This is a genomic window from Pseudoxanthomonas sp. J31 (assembly GCF_000510725.1).
Lineage (GTDB): Bacteria > Pseudomonadota > Gammaproteobacteria > Xanthomonadales > Xanthomonadaceae > Pseudoxanthomonas.
Genome location: NZ_AZNZ01000002.1, coordinates 336,730 through 351,743, shown reverse-complemented (window position 1 = coordinate 351,743; position 15,014 = coordinate 336,730). Strand labels below are relative to the sequence as shown.

At 73.3% G+C, this 15,014-nt stretch carries 14 protein-coding genes, 1 tRNA gene and 1 other RNA gene; 11 read left to right on the top strand and 5 right to left on the bottom strand.

What is annotated here, in order from left to right:
* Positions 1-2: 2 nt before the first annotated feature.
* On the bottom strand, positions 3-707 hold the full coding sequence (locus PSEJ31_RS0104885; protein WP_019399116.1) for a protein phosphatase 2C domain-containing protein: 705 nt from the start codon (positions 705-707) through the stop codon (positions 3-5).
* Between the two features lie 159 nt (positions 708-866).
* Here PSEJ31_RS0104885 and PSEJ31_RS0104880 point away from each other — a divergent pair.
* Positions 867-957 (top strand) — tRNA-Ser (locus PSEJ31_RS0104880).
* A 364-nt stretch (positions 958-1,321) separates the two neighbouring features.
* A complete protein-coding gene (locus tag PSEJ31_RS0104875; protein WP_019399117.1) occupies positions 1,322-1,729 on the top strand; it encodes a DUF6165 family protein in 408 nt (135 codons plus the stop codon).
* On the opposite strand, the gene PSEJ31_RS0104870 is transcribed toward PSEJ31_RS0104875, so the two are convergent.
* Positions 1,705-4,752, bottom strand: coding sequence for a spermine synthase (locus PSEJ31_RS0104870; protein ID WP_028914818.1), 3,048 nt, complete (start codon positions 4,750-4,752; stop codon positions 1,705-1,707). The two genes, PSEJ31_RS0104875 and PSEJ31_RS0104870, sit on opposite strands and share 25 nt — an antisense overlap.
* 42 nt (positions 4,753-4,794) lie before the next feature.
* Positions 4,795-5,832, bottom strand: coding sequence for a glycosyltransferase family 9 protein (locus tag PSEJ31_RS0104865; protein WP_019399119.1), 1,038 nt, complete (start codon positions 5,830-5,832; stop codon positions 4,795-4,797).
* A 30-nt stretch (positions 5,833-5,862) separates the two neighbouring features.
* On the opposite strand from PSEJ31_RS0104865, the gene PSEJ31_RS0104860 reads away from it, so the two are divergent.
* The 8 genes from PSEJ31_RS0104860 (at position 5,863) to ffs (ending at position 10,955) form a co-directional block, all read left to right on the top strand.
* On the top strand, positions 5,863-6,612 hold the full coding sequence (locus PSEJ31_RS0104860; RefSeq protein ID WP_028914817.1) for a 3-deoxy-D-manno-octulosonic acid kinase: 750 nt from the start codon (positions 5,863-5,865) through the stop codon (positions 6,610-6,612).
* Position 6,613: 1 nt separating this feature from the next.
* Positions 6,614-7,375: an MBL fold metallo-hydrolase gene (locus tag PSEJ31_RS0104855; protein ID WP_019399121.1), complete on the top strand. Its 762-nt coding sequence runs from the start codon at positions 6,614-6,616 to the stop codon at positions 7,373-7,375.
* Entirely contained in the window at positions 7,372-8,391 is a 1,020-nt protein-coding gene (moaA, locus tag PSEJ31_RS0104850) for a GTP 3',8-cyclase MoaA (RefSeq protein WP_019399122.1), read from the top strand. Before PSEJ31_RS0104855 ends, moaA begins: the two co-directional genes overlap by 4 nt.
* Positions 8,392-8,901, top strand: coding sequence for a cyclic pyranopterin monophosphate synthase MoaC (moaC, locus tag PSEJ31_RS0104845; protein ID WP_026010627.1), 510 nt, complete (start codon positions 8,392-8,394; stop codon positions 8,899-8,901).
* Positions 8,898-9,143 (top strand): MoaD/ThiS family protein, encoded by a 246-nt coding sequence (locus PSEJ31_RS0104840; protein ID WP_028914816.1) that lies wholly within the window; start codon positions 8,898-8,900, stop codon positions 9,141-9,143. Before moaC ends, PSEJ31_RS0104840 begins: the two co-directional genes overlap by 4 nt.
* Before the next feature lies 1 nt (position 9,144).
* Positions 9,145-9,609 carry a molybdenum cofactor biosynthesis protein MoaE gene (locus tag PSEJ31_RS0104835; RefSeq protein WP_028914815.1) on the top strand — a complete coding sequence of 155 codons (465 nt, stop codon included), beginning with the start codon at positions 9,145-9,147 and terminating at the stop codon, positions 9,607-9,609.
* 21 nt (positions 9,610-9,630) lie between these two features.
* Entirely contained in the window at positions 9,631-10,701 is a 1,071-nt protein-coding gene (locus PSEJ31_RS0104830) for a beta-propeller fold lactonase family protein (RefSeq protein ID WP_028914814.1), read from the top strand.
* A gap of 163 nt (positions 10,702-10,864) precedes the next feature.
* An RNA gene (gene ffs / locus PSEJ31_RS16455) (signal recognition particle sRNA small type) lies at positions 10,865-10,955 on the top strand.
* A gap of 709 nt (positions 10,956-11,664) precedes the next feature.
* Here the strand turns inward: ffs and PSEJ31_RS0104825 are convergent.
* Positions 11,665-12,693, bottom strand: coding sequence for an NADP-dependent oxidoreductase (locus PSEJ31_RS0104825; protein ID WP_028914813.1), 1,029 nt, complete (start codon positions 12,691-12,693; stop codon positions 11,665-11,667).
* A gap of 11 nt (positions 12,694-12,704) precedes the next feature.
* The gene (locus PSEJ31_RS15675) at positions 12,705-13,934 is read right to left on the bottom strand and encodes an MFS transporter (RefSeq protein ID WP_051403652.1); all 1,230 of its coding nucleotides are present in this window, start codon (positions 13,932-13,934) and stop codon (positions 12,705-12,707) included.
* A 74-nt stretch (positions 13,935-14,008) separates the two neighbouring features.
* On the opposite strand from PSEJ31_RS15675, the gene PSEJ31_RS0104815 reads away from it, so the two are divergent.
* Positions 14,009-15,007, top strand: a complete 999-nt coding sequence (locus PSEJ31_RS0104815) for an AraC family transcriptional regulator (RefSeq protein WP_028914812.1) — start codon at positions 14,009-14,011, stop codon at positions 15,005-15,007.
* Positions 15,008-15,014: the final 7 nt, after the last annotated feature.

Sequence of the window (15,014 nt, the reverse complement as noted above, 5' to 3'; positions counted from 1 at the left end):
CCTCAGTGGCAGCGCACCAGCACCGCGGTGACGTTGTCCGAACCGCCGCCGTCCAGCGCCGCCGCGACCAGGATGTCCACGCATTCCTGCGCGCTGCAGTCCTGCCAGGACAGCACCTCGGCGATACGCGCGTCGTCCACTTCCTCGGTCAGCCCGTCGCTGCACAGCAGCAGCTGCATGCCCGGGCGCAGTTCGCCGGACATGGTCGCCACCTTCAGGTGCGCCGGATCGGTCACGCCCAGGGCCTGGGTGACCGCGCTGCGCTGCGGGTGGGTGCGCGCCTCCTCGGGCGTGAGGCTGCCTTGGGCGATCAGTTCCTGCACGTAGCTGTGGTCCTGGCTGAGCTGGGCCAGGCGGCCGTCGCGCCACAGGTAGGCGCGGCTGTCGCCGATCCAGGCCACCTCGAAGCGCTCGCCCTGGACCCGCAGGACCACGGCCGTGGTGCCCATGGGCAGGGCGTCGTTGCGGCGGCGCGAGGCACGGATGATCTCCTCGTCGGCCACCCGCAGCGCCTGTGCCAGCGGCGTGCCCTGGCGCACCTCGCGCACGATCGCCTCGCGCGCCAGCGCGCTGGCGACCTCGCCGCAGGCGTGCCCGCCCATGCCATCGGCCACCAGCCACAGCCCCAGCTCGCTGTCGCCGTAGTACGTGTCCTCGTTCAGCGCCCGGCGCAGGCCGGGGTGGGTGAGGTGTCCGAATTCGATCATGAAGGCCCGGGGCGAGGCTGCGCTGGAGTAGCGTGCAATCATCCGGGCCGGCCGTGCCGCGGGCAAGGTTTGCTTGCGGGGGCGGCCCGCCGGCACGCTTGGCTTGTCCGCGCGCGCCGCGCCACGTATCATTCCCGCCCCGGCTGCGGCCGGGCCACCGGAGAGGTGGCAGAGTGGTTGAATGTACCTGACTCGAAATCAGGCAGGCGTTTATAGCGCCTCGGGGGTTCGAATCCCCCCCTCTCCGCCAGATGCAAATAAAAAGGCCCCCTCGCGGGGCCTTTTTATTTGCATCCGGTGAGGGGTGGCCTGGTTCGAACCCCTTGGTTCGACCACCCGCGAAGCGGGTGGCGCGAGGCGCGCAGCGCCTCGTCACAAACCGCGCAGCGGTTTGCACGGCGAAGCCGCCCGAAGGGCGGGCCCGCAGGCCGAGTGAATCCCCGGGCTCAGCGTGGCATGCCCGGCGAAGCCCCTGCAGGCCCCCGACGGACTCCGCTCCACGCCCGGGAGGGGCGCTGCCGGTCCGCCGGAGAAGGCTGCGGGGGAATGCCTTTCAGCCTCGGTCTCGCCGCAGGCGCTAGACTTGCGCCTTTCCAATCCCCTGGCTGTTCCCCATGTCCGAAATCCTCGTCCCCGTGTCCTTTGGCGAACTGCTGGACAAGATCGCGATCCTGCAGATCAAGTCCGAGCGCATGACCGACGAGGCCAAGCTGGCCAACGTGCGCAAGGAGCTGTCGGCGCTGGAGCAGACCTGGATGGCGCATCCGGCGGCCAACCGCGACATCGCCCAGCTGCGTGCCCGCCTGAAGGCGGTCAACGAGCGGCTGTGGGACATCGAGGACGAGATCCGGCTCAAGGAACGTGCGCAGGAGTTCGACGAGGAGTTCGTGCGCCTGGCCCGCAGCGTGTACTTCGAGAACGACGAGCGCGCGCGGGTGAAGAAGGAGATCAACCTCGCGCTGGGCTCCGCCTACGTCGAGGAGAAGTCCTACCAGGACTACCGCACCGGCGCTACGCCCTGAGCCGCGTCGCCGGCCGCTGTCCCGGCCGCGGCCAGCTCCAGGCCGCGTACCCGGACCAGGTGCCGGACCATGCGCAGGCGCTCGCCATGGGGCAGGGCCACGCCGTAGCCCCGGTGCAGGCGCTCGACCTCCTCCGCGCGGCCTGAACCCAGCGCGCCCAGTTGGGCCAGCACCAGCGCTTGTTCCTGCAGTTCCAGCGGATAGGCCTCCGGCCGCTGCAGCAGCGCCTCGCCGGTGCGCAGCATGGCTTCGGCATCGCGCGCGGCCGCGGTGGCGTACAGGTCCAGCACCGCGCGCACGGCCGCCGGCTGGACGTCGCGCTGGATCCACGCCGGCGCGATCCAGACCCGTTCCAGGTCCTGCGGCGGCAGGTGGCCCAGGGTGGCCGCCGCCACCGCGGCCGCGGCGCGGGTCCAGGTGGCCAGGTCGGCGACCGGACCCTGCGACAGCCCCAGCAGCGCCTGCAGCTCGTGTTCGGCCTCGGCCAGTTCGTGCTGGCGTGCCGGCAGGGGCGTGGCGCGCGGCTGCCCGGACAGCGCCGCGGCCAGCGCGATCGCGCGCTGCCGCGCCTGCAGCACGCTGTGCCCGGGCAGGGCGGCGACGGCCTCGCTGGCCGGCGGCAGGATCCGTCCCTCCATCAGGTCCAGCACCGGCAGGCCGTTGTCGGCAAGGCGCTGCAGGGTGTCGGCACGGTCGGCGCGGAAGCGCGTCCGCGGGCCCTGCAGCGAGACCTGCGGATGGAAATCGCTGTGCGGGGCGGCGCCCAGGGCGCGGACGTAGGTTTGCAGCAGGGCGCGGCCGCCCAGTTCGCGCACGGCCAGGGCGGCATCGCCATCCAGCCCGACCCGCGCGGTCTCCCGGGCCAGTTCGCCGGTGACCCGCAGGCGCGCCGCGTCGGCCGCCGGGCAGGTGCTGCGGCAGGCGACCACCACCAGGTCGTTGTCCTGGGCCAGGTACAGGCGCGCGTCGGCGAAGTTCTCCAGCAGCGCGGCCAGGATCGAAGCCAGCAGCGCATCGTCGATTTCGTAGCTCTGCAGCCACTGCACCAGCAACCCGTCCTCGGCCAGGTGGCCGTGCAGGAAGCGGTAGAACTCGGTGGTGAAAAGGCCGGCCACGCCGCTGACCCAGGGGTTTGAGGGCTCGGACACGATCACGTCGTAGCGGCGCCGGCCGCTGGCGTAGAACCGGCGTGCGTCGTCGAAATGCACCTGCGAACGCGGATCCTGCAGCGCCCGCGCGATCCGCCGCGCGAACAGCTGCGCGCCGGCGCGGTGCACCAGTGGCTCGATCTCCACCGTCTCCACCCGCTGCACCCGGTCGCTGCCCAGCAGGGTATGCGTGGACAGGCCCAGGCCCCAGCCGATCACCCCGACCTGGCGCGGCTGCGGATGCAGCGCCAGCGGCAGCGCGCCCAGGCTCACCATGGTCAGCTCGTCGCCGCCGGGCGGGCGCTCCAGGTCCTGTGCCATGGCACCGTCGGACTTGCCATTGGTCAGCAGCGAGAGGGTCCCGTACGTGCCGGAGCGGACCACGCCGATGGTGGCGGTCTTGCCGTCGCGCAGGAACGGCACCTCCAGCGAAGCGTCCAGCCGCGCGTGGCCGGTGCGGAACGCGCCGGAGAGCTGGGTGCGTGGATCCGCCCGGCCCCACACCAGGGCCAGCAGCAGCGCCGCCACGGCGCTTCCCGACAGCGCGGCCAGCCGCGCCGGCTGCAGTTCGCCGCGCGCATGCGCCAGCAGCCAGAAACCGATGGCGATGTCGCCCACCGCGGCCAGCACCAGGCCCAGGCGCACGCCCAGCAATGGCACCAGCACGTGGGTCATCAGCAGCACGCCGGCAATCGCGCCGACGGTATTGGCCGCGTACAACCGTCCGATCGATGCCTCGCCACCGCCGGCGCGCAGCAGGCCCAGGGTGAACAGCGGCAGGGTGGTGCCGGCGAAGAACGCGGCCGGCAGCATCACCGCCATCGCCACCCCGGCGCTGCCGAGCAGGAACAGGCGGTAGCCGCCGTCGGTGCGCGATAGCGATTGCACCAGCGCCGCGGCCCAGTCGAAGGACTGCGCGAACGCCAGCAACGACAGCAACGCCGCCACGCCCATCGCGACCTGGGCGATCGCCGCGGTGCGCAGCGGATCGTCCAGGCGGCCGCCGCGACGATGGACCCAGGCGCCACCGCCGGCCAGGCCCAGCAGGAACGCGGCCAGCATCAGCTCGAAGCTGTGCACGGTGGTGCCCAGGGCCTGGTTGAGCAGGCGGATCCAGCCGATCTCGTAGACGAACGAGCAGGCACCCGACAGCAGCCCGGCCCACAGCACCGCGCGCAGCAGCGGGCTGTGCCGCGCGGACGCGCCATCGGGCGCTGAGGCCGCCGTTGCCCGCGTTGCAGCCACGCCGTCGCCGCGTGCCAGCCACGCCGCCACCGCCGCGACCAGCAGGTTGGCAAGGCCGGCCGCCGCCAGCGCCCCGGGCATGCCCAGCCGTGGCAGCAGCAGGAAGGTCGCGGCCAGCGCACCGGCGGCCGCGCCCAGGCTGTTGGCGAAGTACAGCCCGCCCAGCACGCGCGCGTCCTGGCCCTGGCGGGCGCGGATCCAGCCGGCGCTCAGCAGCGGGAAGGTCGCCCCCAGCAGGATGCAGGCCGGCAGGATCAACAGGGCCGCGCTAAGCCACGGATACAGCTGTGCGGCCAGGCCGTCGCCCAGGGCGGCGAGCACGCCCTCCGACAGCCGGGTATAGCCAACGAACACCGGGTGGAAGGCCAGCCCCAGCACGCCGATCGCGGCCTCGGCCGCCGCATAGGCCAGCACCAGCCGGCGCCAGCGCAGGCCCAGCCGCGCCGCGCCCCAGGCGCCCAGGGCCATGCCGCCCATGAAGATCGCCAGCACCAGGCTTTGCGCGTACGCCGCATGTCCCAGCACCAGGCCCAGGTAATGCGACCACAGCGACTGGTAGACCAGCCCGGCGAAGCCGGAAACCACGAACAGGCCCAGCACCGCGGCGGCGGGCAGGACGGGGGCCGGCAACCTTGCGTCGTCGGCCCGGCGCATCAGGTCCGGATCTGGGCGTCAGCGGCCATGGTCGGCACGGTAGCGCTCGAAGGCCTCGATGGCATCCTGCACGGTGACCAGTTCCATCACGCCTTCGTGCTCGATCTTGGTGCCCCATTTGAGGGCCGCGGCGGGCTTGCCGAGGTACTTGCGCGCCGCGTCGTCGTAACGGTCCACGCAGTAGCGGCGGTCCGAGTAGGGGCCACTGCGCGCCGGGTTGCTGGCCGCATGCAGGCCCAGCACCTTCGTGCCCATGGCGTTGGCGATGTGCATCGGCCCGGAGTCCGGTGTGACCAGCAGGTCGGCGCGCGCCAGCAGGGCCGGCAGCTGCTTGAGGGTGTCCTTGCCGACCAGGTCCAGCACCGGGGCGCGCATGGCCGCGACGATGGCATCGGCGGTGCTGCGCTCCAGCCCGCTGCGGCCGCCGCACAGCACCACCCGCCAGCCGCGCGCGGCGGCGTGGTCGGCCAGGGCGGCGTAGCGGTCCGGGTACCAGTTGCGGCGCTGGTGGCTGGAGCAGGGCGAGATCATCAGCACCGGGGCGCCATCGTCCGGCCATTGCGCCGCGGCCCATTCATGCGCCTCGGCCGGCACCGGCAGGTTCCACTCGACCTTGTCCTGGACCAGGCCCAGCGGCTCGCAGAAGCTGCCGATGGCGTCCAGCACGTGGATGCCCGGGCGGTCCGGGATGCGCTCGTTGATGAACAGGCCGTGCAGGTCCTTGGAGCGGGAACGGTCGTAGCCGACCCGGCGCCGCGCCGGCACGAAGGCCGACAGCACGTTGGCGCGCGCCGCCACCTGCAGCTGCAGCAACACGTCGAACCGCTCCGCCGGCAGCTGCCGGCGCAAGGCGCGCATCCCGGCCAGGCCGCTGCGCTTGTCGTAGACGTGGAAGGTGACGTCCTCCAGCCCTTCCAGCAGGCGCCGGCCGCCCGGATCGATGATCCAGTGCAGGTGGAGGCCCGGCCAGGCGCGCTGCAGCGTCCGTACCAGCGGGACCACGTGGGTGACGTCGCCCAGGGCGGACAGGCGCAGCAGGCAGATCGAGGGGCGCATCGGTCTCGGGGTGTTGTTAGACTCGCGAGGATGGTCGCGTTCGACGCAAACGAAGCCTTGTCGCCCTACCGCGCCGGCAGCGGTTACGGCGCCATTCTGTTCGACCGCGAACGGCTGCGGCAAGCCGGGCCGGAACTGTTCTCGCCCGCGGCCTGGGGCGAACGCGCGCGTCCGGTGGGTTCCGGCGGCCGCGGCGGCGCCTGGTTCGTGGACGCGCCGTTCGGCCCGTCGGTGCTGCGCCACTACCTGCGCGGCGGCCTGGCCGCCGCGGTCAGCCGCGACCGCTACGTGTGGCGCGGCGCCGCCCGTACCCGCAGCTTCGCCGAGTTCCGGTTGATGCGCGAACTGCTCAAGCGCGGCCTGCCGGTGCCGCGCCCGCTGGCCGCCTCGTACCTGCGCCAGGGGGCGTTCTACCGCGCCGCGATCCTGCTGGAGCGGCTGGAGGGCGTGCGCTCGCTGGCCGACCGCGCCCAGGTGGCCGGCAGCGGCGCGCCGTGGGAGGAGACCGGGCGCCTGATCGCGCGCTTCCACCGCGAGGGCCTGGAGCACGCCGACCTCAACGCGCACAACATCCTTTTCGACGGCAACGGCCGCGGCTGGTTGATCGACTTCGACCGCGGGCGCATGCGCATCCCCGCCACCGGCTGGCGCGAGGCCAACCTGCGCCGGCTGCTGCGCTCGCTGCTGAAGCTGCGCGGCCAGCGCAGCGTGGAGGAGGTGGAGAAGGACTTCTCGCGCCTGCGCCGCGCCTACGAGCTGTCCTGGAACCGGGGCTGCTGAGATGGCCGCCTGGGCGCTGCGGCTGCACGGCGTGGGCAATGCCTCGGCGGTGGCGCTGGGCTCGCCCATGGCCACGCTCGAGCGCGACGGCCGTCCCTGGCTGACCATCGATTGCGGCGCCGAGGGCCTGACCGCGTTCGAGCAGCACTACGGCGGCCATCCGGACGCGTTGTTCGTCACCCACGTCCACCTGGACCACGTGGCCGGCTTCGAGCGCCTGTTCGTTTCCGCCTATTTCGATCCGGCGCGGCGCGGCCGCATCCGCGTGTACGTGCCGGCGCCGGTGGTGCCGCTGCTGCACCGGCGCATCGGCGACTACCCCAACGTCCTGGCCGAGGGCGGCGCCAACTTCTGGGATGCGTTCCAGCTGGTGCCGGTGGGCGATGCCTTCTGGCACGAGGGCGTGCGCCTGGAGGTGTTCCCGGTGCGCCACCACTGGCCCGAGACCGCCTTCGGCCTGCGCCTGCGCGGCAGCCTGGTGTGGAGCGGCGATACCCGTCCGATCCCGGAGACGCTGGCGCGCTACGCCGATGCCGGCGAGCTGGTGGCCCATGACTGCGGCCTGGTCGGCAATCCCTCGCACACCGGGATCGAGGACCTGGAACGCGAGTATCCGGCCGAGCTGCGCCAGCGCATGGTGCTTTACCACTACGCCAGCCCCGCCGACGGCGAGGCGCTGGCCGCCCGCGGCTATGCCGTGGGCCGCCCCGGCCAGGTGCTGGCCCTGGCCGAGCCCACCGCGCCGGTGGCGGAGGCCTCATGAGCGCGGTGCAGGCCCGCGCGCCGCTGCCCCGGGACCGGCTCGGGCGGCCGTTGCGCGACCTGCGCCTGTCGGTGATCGACGCCTGCAACTTCCGCTGCGGCTACTGCATGCCGGCCGAGCGCGTGCCCGACGACCACGGCACCCATGCCGCCGACCGGCTGTCCTTCGACCAGATCGAGACCCTGGTGCGCGGCTTCGTCCAGGTGGGCGTGCGCAAGCTGCGCCTGACCGGGGGCGAGCCGCTGCTGCGCCGGAACCTGCCCGGGCTGGTCGCGCGCCTGGCGCGCATCCCCGGGATCGAGGACCTGGCCCTGACCACCAATGGCGCGCTGCTGGCGGCGCAGGCGCGCGCGCTGCGCGAGGCGGGCCTGCGCCGGCTGACGGTGAGCCTGGATGCGCTGGATCCGGACGTGTTCCGGGCCATGTCCGGGCAACGCGGCGAGGTCGGCGCGGTGCTGGAAGGCATCGCCGCCGCCGAAGCGGCCGGGTTCGACCGGATCAAGCTCAACTGCGTGGTCCTGCGCGGGGTCAACGAGGACCAGGTGCTGCCGCTGCTGGAGCGCTTCCGCGGCAGCGGCCACGTGGTGCGCTTCATCGAGTACATGGACGTGGGCACCTGCAACGGCTGGGACCCGGCCCAGGTGGTGCGCGCCGAGGAACTGCGCGCGCGCATCGCCGCGCGCTGGCCGCTGCGCCCGCTGGCCGCCAGCTACGCCGGCGAGGTGGCGCAGCGCTACGCCTTCGCCGACGGTGGTGGCGAGGTCGGCTTCATCAGCTCGGTCAGCGCGCCGTTCTGCGGCGACTGCCACCGCGCCCGCGTTTCCGCCGATGGCCACCTCTACACCTGCCTGTTCGCAGACCGCGGCCACGACCTCAGGCCGGCGCTGGCCGGCGGCGGGCAGGGCGTGGCCGAAGCGGTGGCGCGGCTGTGGTCGGCGCGCGAGGACCGCTACAGCGAAATCCGCGGCCAGGCGCCGGCGCGCCGGCCCATCGAGATGTACCTGATCGGAGGTTGAGTGGCCACACGCACGTCTTCCCGCCGCGCGCCCGCCGCGCTGACCCATGTCGATGCCGAAGGCCGACCGGCCATGGTCGACGTATCCGCCAAGGACGTGACCGCGCGCAGCGCCACCGCGCAGTGCAGGGTCGCGTTCCCGGCGACGGTGGCGGCGCAGCTGCGCGCCAGCGGCATGCGCTCCAGCAAGGGCGGGATCATCGACACCGCGGTGATCGCCGGCACCATGGCCGCCAAGCGCACCCACGAGCTGATCCCGTTCTGCCATGCACTGCCGCTGGAAGGCGTGCGCATCGCCATCGACTGGCACGGCGAACGCGAGCTGCGGATCGAGTGCACCGCGCGCACGACCGCGCGCACCGGGGTGGAGATGGAGGCGCTGACCGGCGCCACCGTGGCCGCGCTGACGGTCTACGACATGACCAAGGCGTTGTCGCATGCCATCGTGCTGGGCCCGGCGAAGCTGCTGGGCAAGCGCGGCGGCAAGCGCGACTTCGGGCAGGTGGGATGATGGCGAGGGTGGCGCTGCTGTACTTCGCCTCGCTGCGCGACGCGGCTGGCTGCGAGCGCGAGGAAGTCGAGACCGCCGCGGCGGACCTGGCGGCGCTGTACGCCGAGGTCGCGGCCCGCCACGGCCTGCGCTGGCCGCGCGAACGCCTGCGGGTGGCGATGGACGGCTCGTTCGCCGCCTGGTCCGATCCGCCGCGCGAGGGCAGCGAGGTGGTGTTCATCCCGCCGGTATCGGGAGGCTGAGATGGGCGATCCGAGTACCCCGCTGGCCCGCTTCGAACTGGCCGATGCACCGTTCGACATCGCCCCGCTGCGCGAGGGCCTGCTGCGCGACGAGGCCGGCGCCTATGCCAGCTTCGAGGGCTGGATCCGCAACCACAACGACGGCCGCCCGGTCGGCGGCCTGTATTACGAGGCCTACGCCGCGCTGGCGCTGGAGGAGGGGCGGCGCATCGTCGAGGAAGCCGTGGCGCGCTTCGCCGTCGCCGGCGTGCACTGCGTGCACCGGGTCGGCGAGCTGCCGGTGGGCGGGCTGGCGGTGTGGGTGGGGGCCAGCGCCGCGCACCGCGACGCCGCCTTCGATGCCTGCCGCTACGTCATCGACCAGGTCAAGGCGCGGGTGCCGATCTGGAAACACGAGCGCTATACCGACGGCCCGCCACAATGGCTGCACCCGGACGGACCCGGCAGCCCGCCGCAGCCGTCCTGACGGGCAACCGGAGACCTTCCCATGGCGATCGCATTCCCCCTGCGCCTGGCCGCCCCCCTGTTCGCCATCGCCGCCGTCGCCGGCAGCGCCGCCGCCGGCACCCCGGAACTGCCGGCGCCGCCTGGCACCCTGCTGGTCGGCAACAAGGCCGCCAACACCCTGTGGCGGCTGTCGCTGGCCGACGGCCAGCGCCTGGGCGAGGCCCCGACCGCGCCGGCGCCGCACGAGATCGTGGTCAGCCGCGACGGCCGCATCGCCGTGGTCAGCGAGTACGGCCACCGCGAGCCTGGCCATACCCTGGGCGTGTACGACGCCCACGCCGGCCAGCTGCTGCGCCGGATCGACCTGGGGGCCAACACCCGCCCGCACGGGATGCGCTTCACCCACGACGGCGGGCACCTGCTGGTCACCACCGAGGGCAGCGACGCACTGCTGCAGGTCCGCCTGGACGGCCGCATCGAGCGCGTGTTCGACATCGGCCCCGGCAAGGGACACATGCTGGCGCTGTCGCCGGACGGCCGCCACGCCTATGTCGCCAAGGTCGAGGCCGGGACCGTGGCCCGGGTCGAGCTGGCCACCGGCGAAGTGCTGGAGAAGCCGGCCGGCGATGGCGCCGAAGGCATCGCCGTGGCCCGCGACGGTTCGGTGTGGGTGAGCAACCGCGAGGCCGATACCGTCACCGTGCACGATCCGGAAACGCTGGACGTGATCGCCACCCTGGACAGCCCCGGCTTCCCGATCCGGGTCGGCTTCAGCGCCGACGGCCAGCATGCGCTGGTGACCAACGCCCGCGCCGCGACCCTGGGCGTGTTCTCGGTGTTGCAGCGCCGGCCGCTGGCGGTGGTGGCGCTGGCCGAGCCGGGCGCCGAGTACCGCCAGACCATGCTTGGCCGCGCGGCCCTGCCGATTGGCGCCGTCGCCGACCCGGATGGCCGCCGCGTCTACGTCGCCATCAGCGGCGGCAACCAGGTCGCGGTGGTCGATACCGCGCGCTGGAAGGTGGTGGAGCGCTGGTCCACCGGCGACGAGCCGGATGCCTTGGCCATCGTGCCGCCGGCGCCGGCCGCCGCACCCGCGCACGCGGCGCCCTGAGCCGCGCCCCGCGCCAGGCCCTTGCGTTCGCGCGGCGTCCCCCGCGAACGCCGGGACCATGGCCCGCGCGTTCCTGAACCGCCATTGGCGCCGCGCCGCGGCGATGGGCTAGAATGCGCGCCTCACCGGGCCGCGCGCTGCGCGGCCCGCGTCTATGGTGGCCCCGTCGGCCCCTCGCGACGCTAGGTCGAAAACCCCGCCAGGGCCGGAAGGCAGCAACGGTATCGATCGACGCGGGCGCCGAGGCAAGCCGGCGGGGCCGCCACCCTTCCGGGGCCCTGGAAAGCTGCGAAACGGCCCCTGGCATCGCGCGCGGTGGCGAGCGTCCTGGCCGCCTCGGCCACGGGATCGCACCGGGGCGCGCGCCTCGGTGCTCCACCACCCGGCACTGCCCGTAGGCGTTGAACTCCAGCCGCGTGCCGCCTTCGAGCACGAAGGTGTCGTCGGTGATGCGGCGGTGGTAGGCGCCGGTACGCGGATCCAGGGTCTCCACGCGGCGGTAGACGCCATGGCTCTGGCGGTCGACCGAGGCGTACTCGAGCGTCCACGCATGCGGCTGCCATCGGCAGCTCCAGGCCACGCGCTGGCGGCGGTCGCCGGCGCGACGCCCGCACAGCGGCGGCGAGAATGCGGTGCCATCCCACTCCTGCCAGACCCCGTCGCCGACGCGCATGCGCTCCGGCGGCTCGCCTTCGACCACGCATTCGAGCACCTGCGCCGCTGTGGCTGCCGGCACCTGCACCGCGGGCACCAGGGCGATGCCGGCGGCCATCGCGCGGCAGGCCTGGCGGGCAAGCCGGGCCATGCGCCCGCGGGTGCCTCGCGTTCCCTGGCGGCTGGTGGTCATTCCGGGCTCCGTGGCGGTCGCGGGAAGGCCACAGCATAGGGCCGCAGCGGTGGCGGAAGAGGGCGGCCAGCCAATGGCGGGGCGGCCGGTTGGAACCGGGGGCGCTGGGTGACGCGCTACTCCGCCACCTTCACCACCAGCTTGCCGAGGTTGCGTCCCTGCAGCAGGCCCGCCAGCGCCGCCGGGGCTTGCTCCAGGCCGTCGACCACGTCCTCCACCAGCACGATGCGGCCCTCGCCGACCCACGGCTCCATGTCGCGCCGGAACGCGGCGAAGCGGCTGGCGTAGTGGTCGAGGATGATGAAACCCTGCATGCGCACGCGCTTGGACAGCAGGGTGGCCAGCAGGGCGGGGCGCCGGTCGCGTCCGGCCGCAGGGCCATCCTGGTCGTAGTGGGCGATGAAGCCGCACAGCGGGATGCGCGCATGCGGGTTCAGCAGCGGCAGCACCGCATCCAGCACGGCGCCGCCGACGTTCTCGAAGTACACGTCGATGCCGTCCGCGCAGGCGGCCGCCAGGCGGGTGCGGAAGTCCGGTGCGCGATGGTCGATGCACGCGTCGAAGCCGAGCACCTCCACCGCATGCCGGCACTTGTCCGCGCCGCCGGCGATGCCGACCACGCGCGCGCCATGCAGGCGCGCCAGCTGCCCGGCCACCGCGCCGACCGCACCGGTGGCCGCGGCCACGACCACGGTTTCGCCGGCCCGCGGCTGGCCGATGTCGAGCAGCCCCACGTAGGCGGTGAATCCCGGCATGCCCAGGCCGCCCAGCGCCAGCGAGGGGCGCGCCAGACCATCCACCGGGACCAGGTCGCTGCCGTCGGACAGCGCGTAGTCCTGCCAGCCGGCGTTGGCCTGCACCAGCGCACCGGACTGGAAACCCGGGTGGCGCGAGGCCACCACCCGGCTGATCGTGCCGCCGGGCATGGTGCCGCCCAGCGGCACCGGTGGCGCATAGCCGGGGCCCGCCTGGTCCATCAGGTTGCGCATGTAGGGATCGATCGACAGGAACAGCGTGCGCAGCAGCACCTGGCCCTCGCCGGGTCCGGGAACGGGCGCGGTTTCCAGGCGGAAGTCGTCCTCGGTTGGCAGGCCGCGCGGATGGGCGGCCAGGACGAGGCGGCGATTGCGGAGGGGAGCTTCCACGGTTGGCCTCCTCAGTGTCCGGGCGCGACCGCGACCGGCGAACCGCCGCGCGGCCCGAACTTCAGCGTGAGCGCCGCGCCCAGCGACATCGCCACCAGCGCGAACAGCGGCCCGCCCAGCGCGCCGATGCTGTCGACCAGGACGCCGCCACCGATGGCGCCGCTGGCGATGGCGACCTGGAACGCGGCCACCACCAGGCCGTTGGCGGCCTCGGCCTGGTCCGGCGCGGCACGCATGATCCAGACCTGGAACGCGACCGGGAACGCGGCGAACGCGAAGCCCCACAGGACGATCGCCACCGAAGTCAGCGCGGCCCAGTGTCCGGCCACCAGCATCGCCGCCGCCAGCACCGCGATCGAGGCGCTGCCCAGGACCACCGCCATGCGCTCGCTGCGCCCGGCCACGTGGCCGCCGGCGAGGTTGCCGAAGAAGCCCGCGATGCCGTAACCCAGCAGCACCGCCGAGATCGCGCCGATCGGCAGGCCGGCGACGTTTTCCATCAGCGGCCGCACGTAGGTGAAGCCGGCGAAGTGCCCGGAGATCACCAGCAGCACCGCCAGCAGCACCGCGCGCACCGGCGGGCGCCCGAGCAGCCGGACCAGGGTGTGCAGGTCGGCGGTACCGCGCGCCGGCAGCTTCGGCAGGGTGGGCCACTGCGTGGCCAGGGTCACCAGGCCGAGCACGCCGGCGGCGATGAACGCGCTGCGCCAGCCCCAGGTATCGCCCATCCACGCGCCAACCGGCGCGGCGCACACGGTGGCCAGGGACACGCCCGACAGCACCAGCGCCATCGCCCGCGCGAACCACGCCTCCGGGACCAGGCGCATGGCCAGTGGCCCGGCCATCGACCAGAAGCCGCCGAGGGCCACGCCCAGGACCACCCGCGCCGCCAGCAGGGTCCACAGGTCGCTGGCCCACACCGCCATGGCATTGGAGAGCACCAGCAGTACGGTCAGCCCCAGCATCACCAGGCGCCGGTCGATCCGCCCGGTCAGCACCGGCAGCGAAGGGCCGGCGATCGCCGCCGCCACCGCGGTGGCGGTGACGGTCTGCCCGGCGGCGCCTTCGCTGACGCCGAGGTCGGCGGCCATCGCGGTCAGCAGGCTGGGCGGCAGGAACTCGGCGGTGACCAGGCCGAACACGCCAAGGGTCAGGGAGAACACCGCCGGCCAGCGCGCCGCCGGCCCGGCATTGGCCACCAGGGTGGTGGCATCGCAAACGGAACACTCGGTTCGGGACATGACAGCCAGCCAAGTGGGGGAGGGCGGCCACGTTAGGCGTAGGCTGTGGGCGTTTGAATGATGGAAAGTCCCTTATGCTTGACGATTCCTCCCGCCTGCATCGGCCGATCGAACCGCACGCCGGCGATCTGCTGACCCGCGTCCTGCTCGACATGCGCCTGGAAGGCGTGGAATACGGCCGCTGCGAGATGCGCGAGCCGTGGGCGCTGGCGTTCCCCGCCCAGCGCGATGCGCGCTTCCACTTCGTCGCCCGCGGCGAGGCCTGGCTGTGGACGCCGCACATGGAATGGAAGCACCTGCGGGCCGGGGACGCGGTGCTGCTGCCGCGCGGAAGCATGCACGTGCTGGCCAGCGCGCCTGACGTCCCGGCCATCGATATCCATGCGCTGGCGCGCCAGCCGGTCGCCGACAACCTCTACCTGCTGGGCAACGGCAGCGCCGCGGCGGCCGTGTCGGGCGCCGGCGCGCAGGCCGCGCCGGAGTGCGTGATGTTCTGCGGTGCGATGCGCTTCAACCTCGACCCGCTGCATCCGCTGCTGGCGATGATGCCGGAGGTGATGCATGCCGGCGCACTGGTCAGCCGCGATCCGGCCGTGCCGGTGCTGCTGGAGGCCATGGAACGCGAGGCCGAGGCGGACCGCATCGGCAGCTGCGGCATCCTTGCACGCCTGGCCGACGTGCTGGCCGCCAGCATCATCCGTGCCTGGGTCGAATGCGGCTGCAGTGACTCCACCGGCTGGATCGCCGCGGTACGGCGCCCGAAGCTGGGCAAGGTCATCGCCGCCATCCACGCCGATCCCGGGCGCAACTGGGACGTGCCCTCGCTGGCGGCAATCATGGGGGCCTCGCGCTCGCGTTTCGCCGGGTCCTTCACCCGCATCGTCGGCGAGACCCCGGCACGCTACGTGGCCAAGGTGAAGATGTTCCAGGCCCGCCGCTGGATCCAGCGCGAAGGCATGCGCGTGGCGGTCGCGGCCGAGCGCCTGGGCTACGACTCAGAGGCGTCCTTCAGCCGCGCGTTCAAGCGGATCATGGGCGTGCCGCCGAGCGCGCTGCGGGCCGGGAACGCCTGAGCGCCGC

Excerpts from the sequence above, each read along its gene's own strand:
- PSEJ31_RS0104885 (WP_019399116.1), bottom strand. The coding sequence starts at position 707 with ATGATCGAATTCGGACACCTCACCCACCCCGGCCTGCGCCGGGCGCTG.
- PSEJ31_RS0104875 (WP_019399117.1), top strand. The coding sequence starts at position 1,322 with ATGTCCGAAATCCTCGTCCCCGTGTCCTTTGGCGAACTGCTGGACAAG.
- PSEJ31_RS0104865 (WP_019399119.1), bottom strand. The coding sequence starts at position 5,832 with ATGCGCCCCTCGATCTGCCTGCTGCGCCTGTCCGCCCTGGGCGACGTC.
- PSEJ31_RS0104860 (WP_028914817.1), top strand. The coding sequence starts at position 5,863 with ATGGTCGCGTTCGACGCAAACGAAGCCTTGTCGCCCTACCGCGCCGGC.
- PSEJ31_RS0104855 (WP_019399121.1), top strand. The coding sequence starts at position 6,614 with ATGGCCGCCTGGGCGCTGCGGCTGCACGGCGTGGGCAATGCCTCGGCG.
- moaA (WP_019399122.1), top strand. The coding sequence starts at position 7,372 with ATGAGCGCGGTGCAGGCCCGCGCGCCGCTGCCCCGGGACCGGCTCGGG.
- PSEJ31_RS0104840 (WP_028914816.1), top strand. The coding sequence starts at position 8,898 with ATGATGGCGAGGGTGGCGCTGCTGTACTTCGCCTCGCTGCGCGACGCG.
- PSEJ31_RS0104835 (WP_028914815.1), top strand. The coding sequence starts at position 9,145 with ATGGGCGATCCGAGTACCCCGCTGGCCCGCTTCGAACTGGCCGATGCA.
- PSEJ31_RS0104830 (WP_028914814.1), top strand. The coding sequence starts at position 9,631 with ATGGCGATCGCATTCCCCCTGCGCCTGGCCGCCCCCCTGTTCGCCATC.
- PSEJ31_RS15675 (WP_051403652.1), bottom strand. The coding sequence starts at position 13,934 with ATGTCCCGAACCGAGTGTTCCGTTTGCGATGCCACCACCCTGGTGGCC.
- PSEJ31_RS0104815 (WP_028914812.1), top strand. The coding sequence starts at position 14,009 with ATGCTTGACGATTCCTCCCGCCTGCATCGGCCGATCGAACCGCACGCC.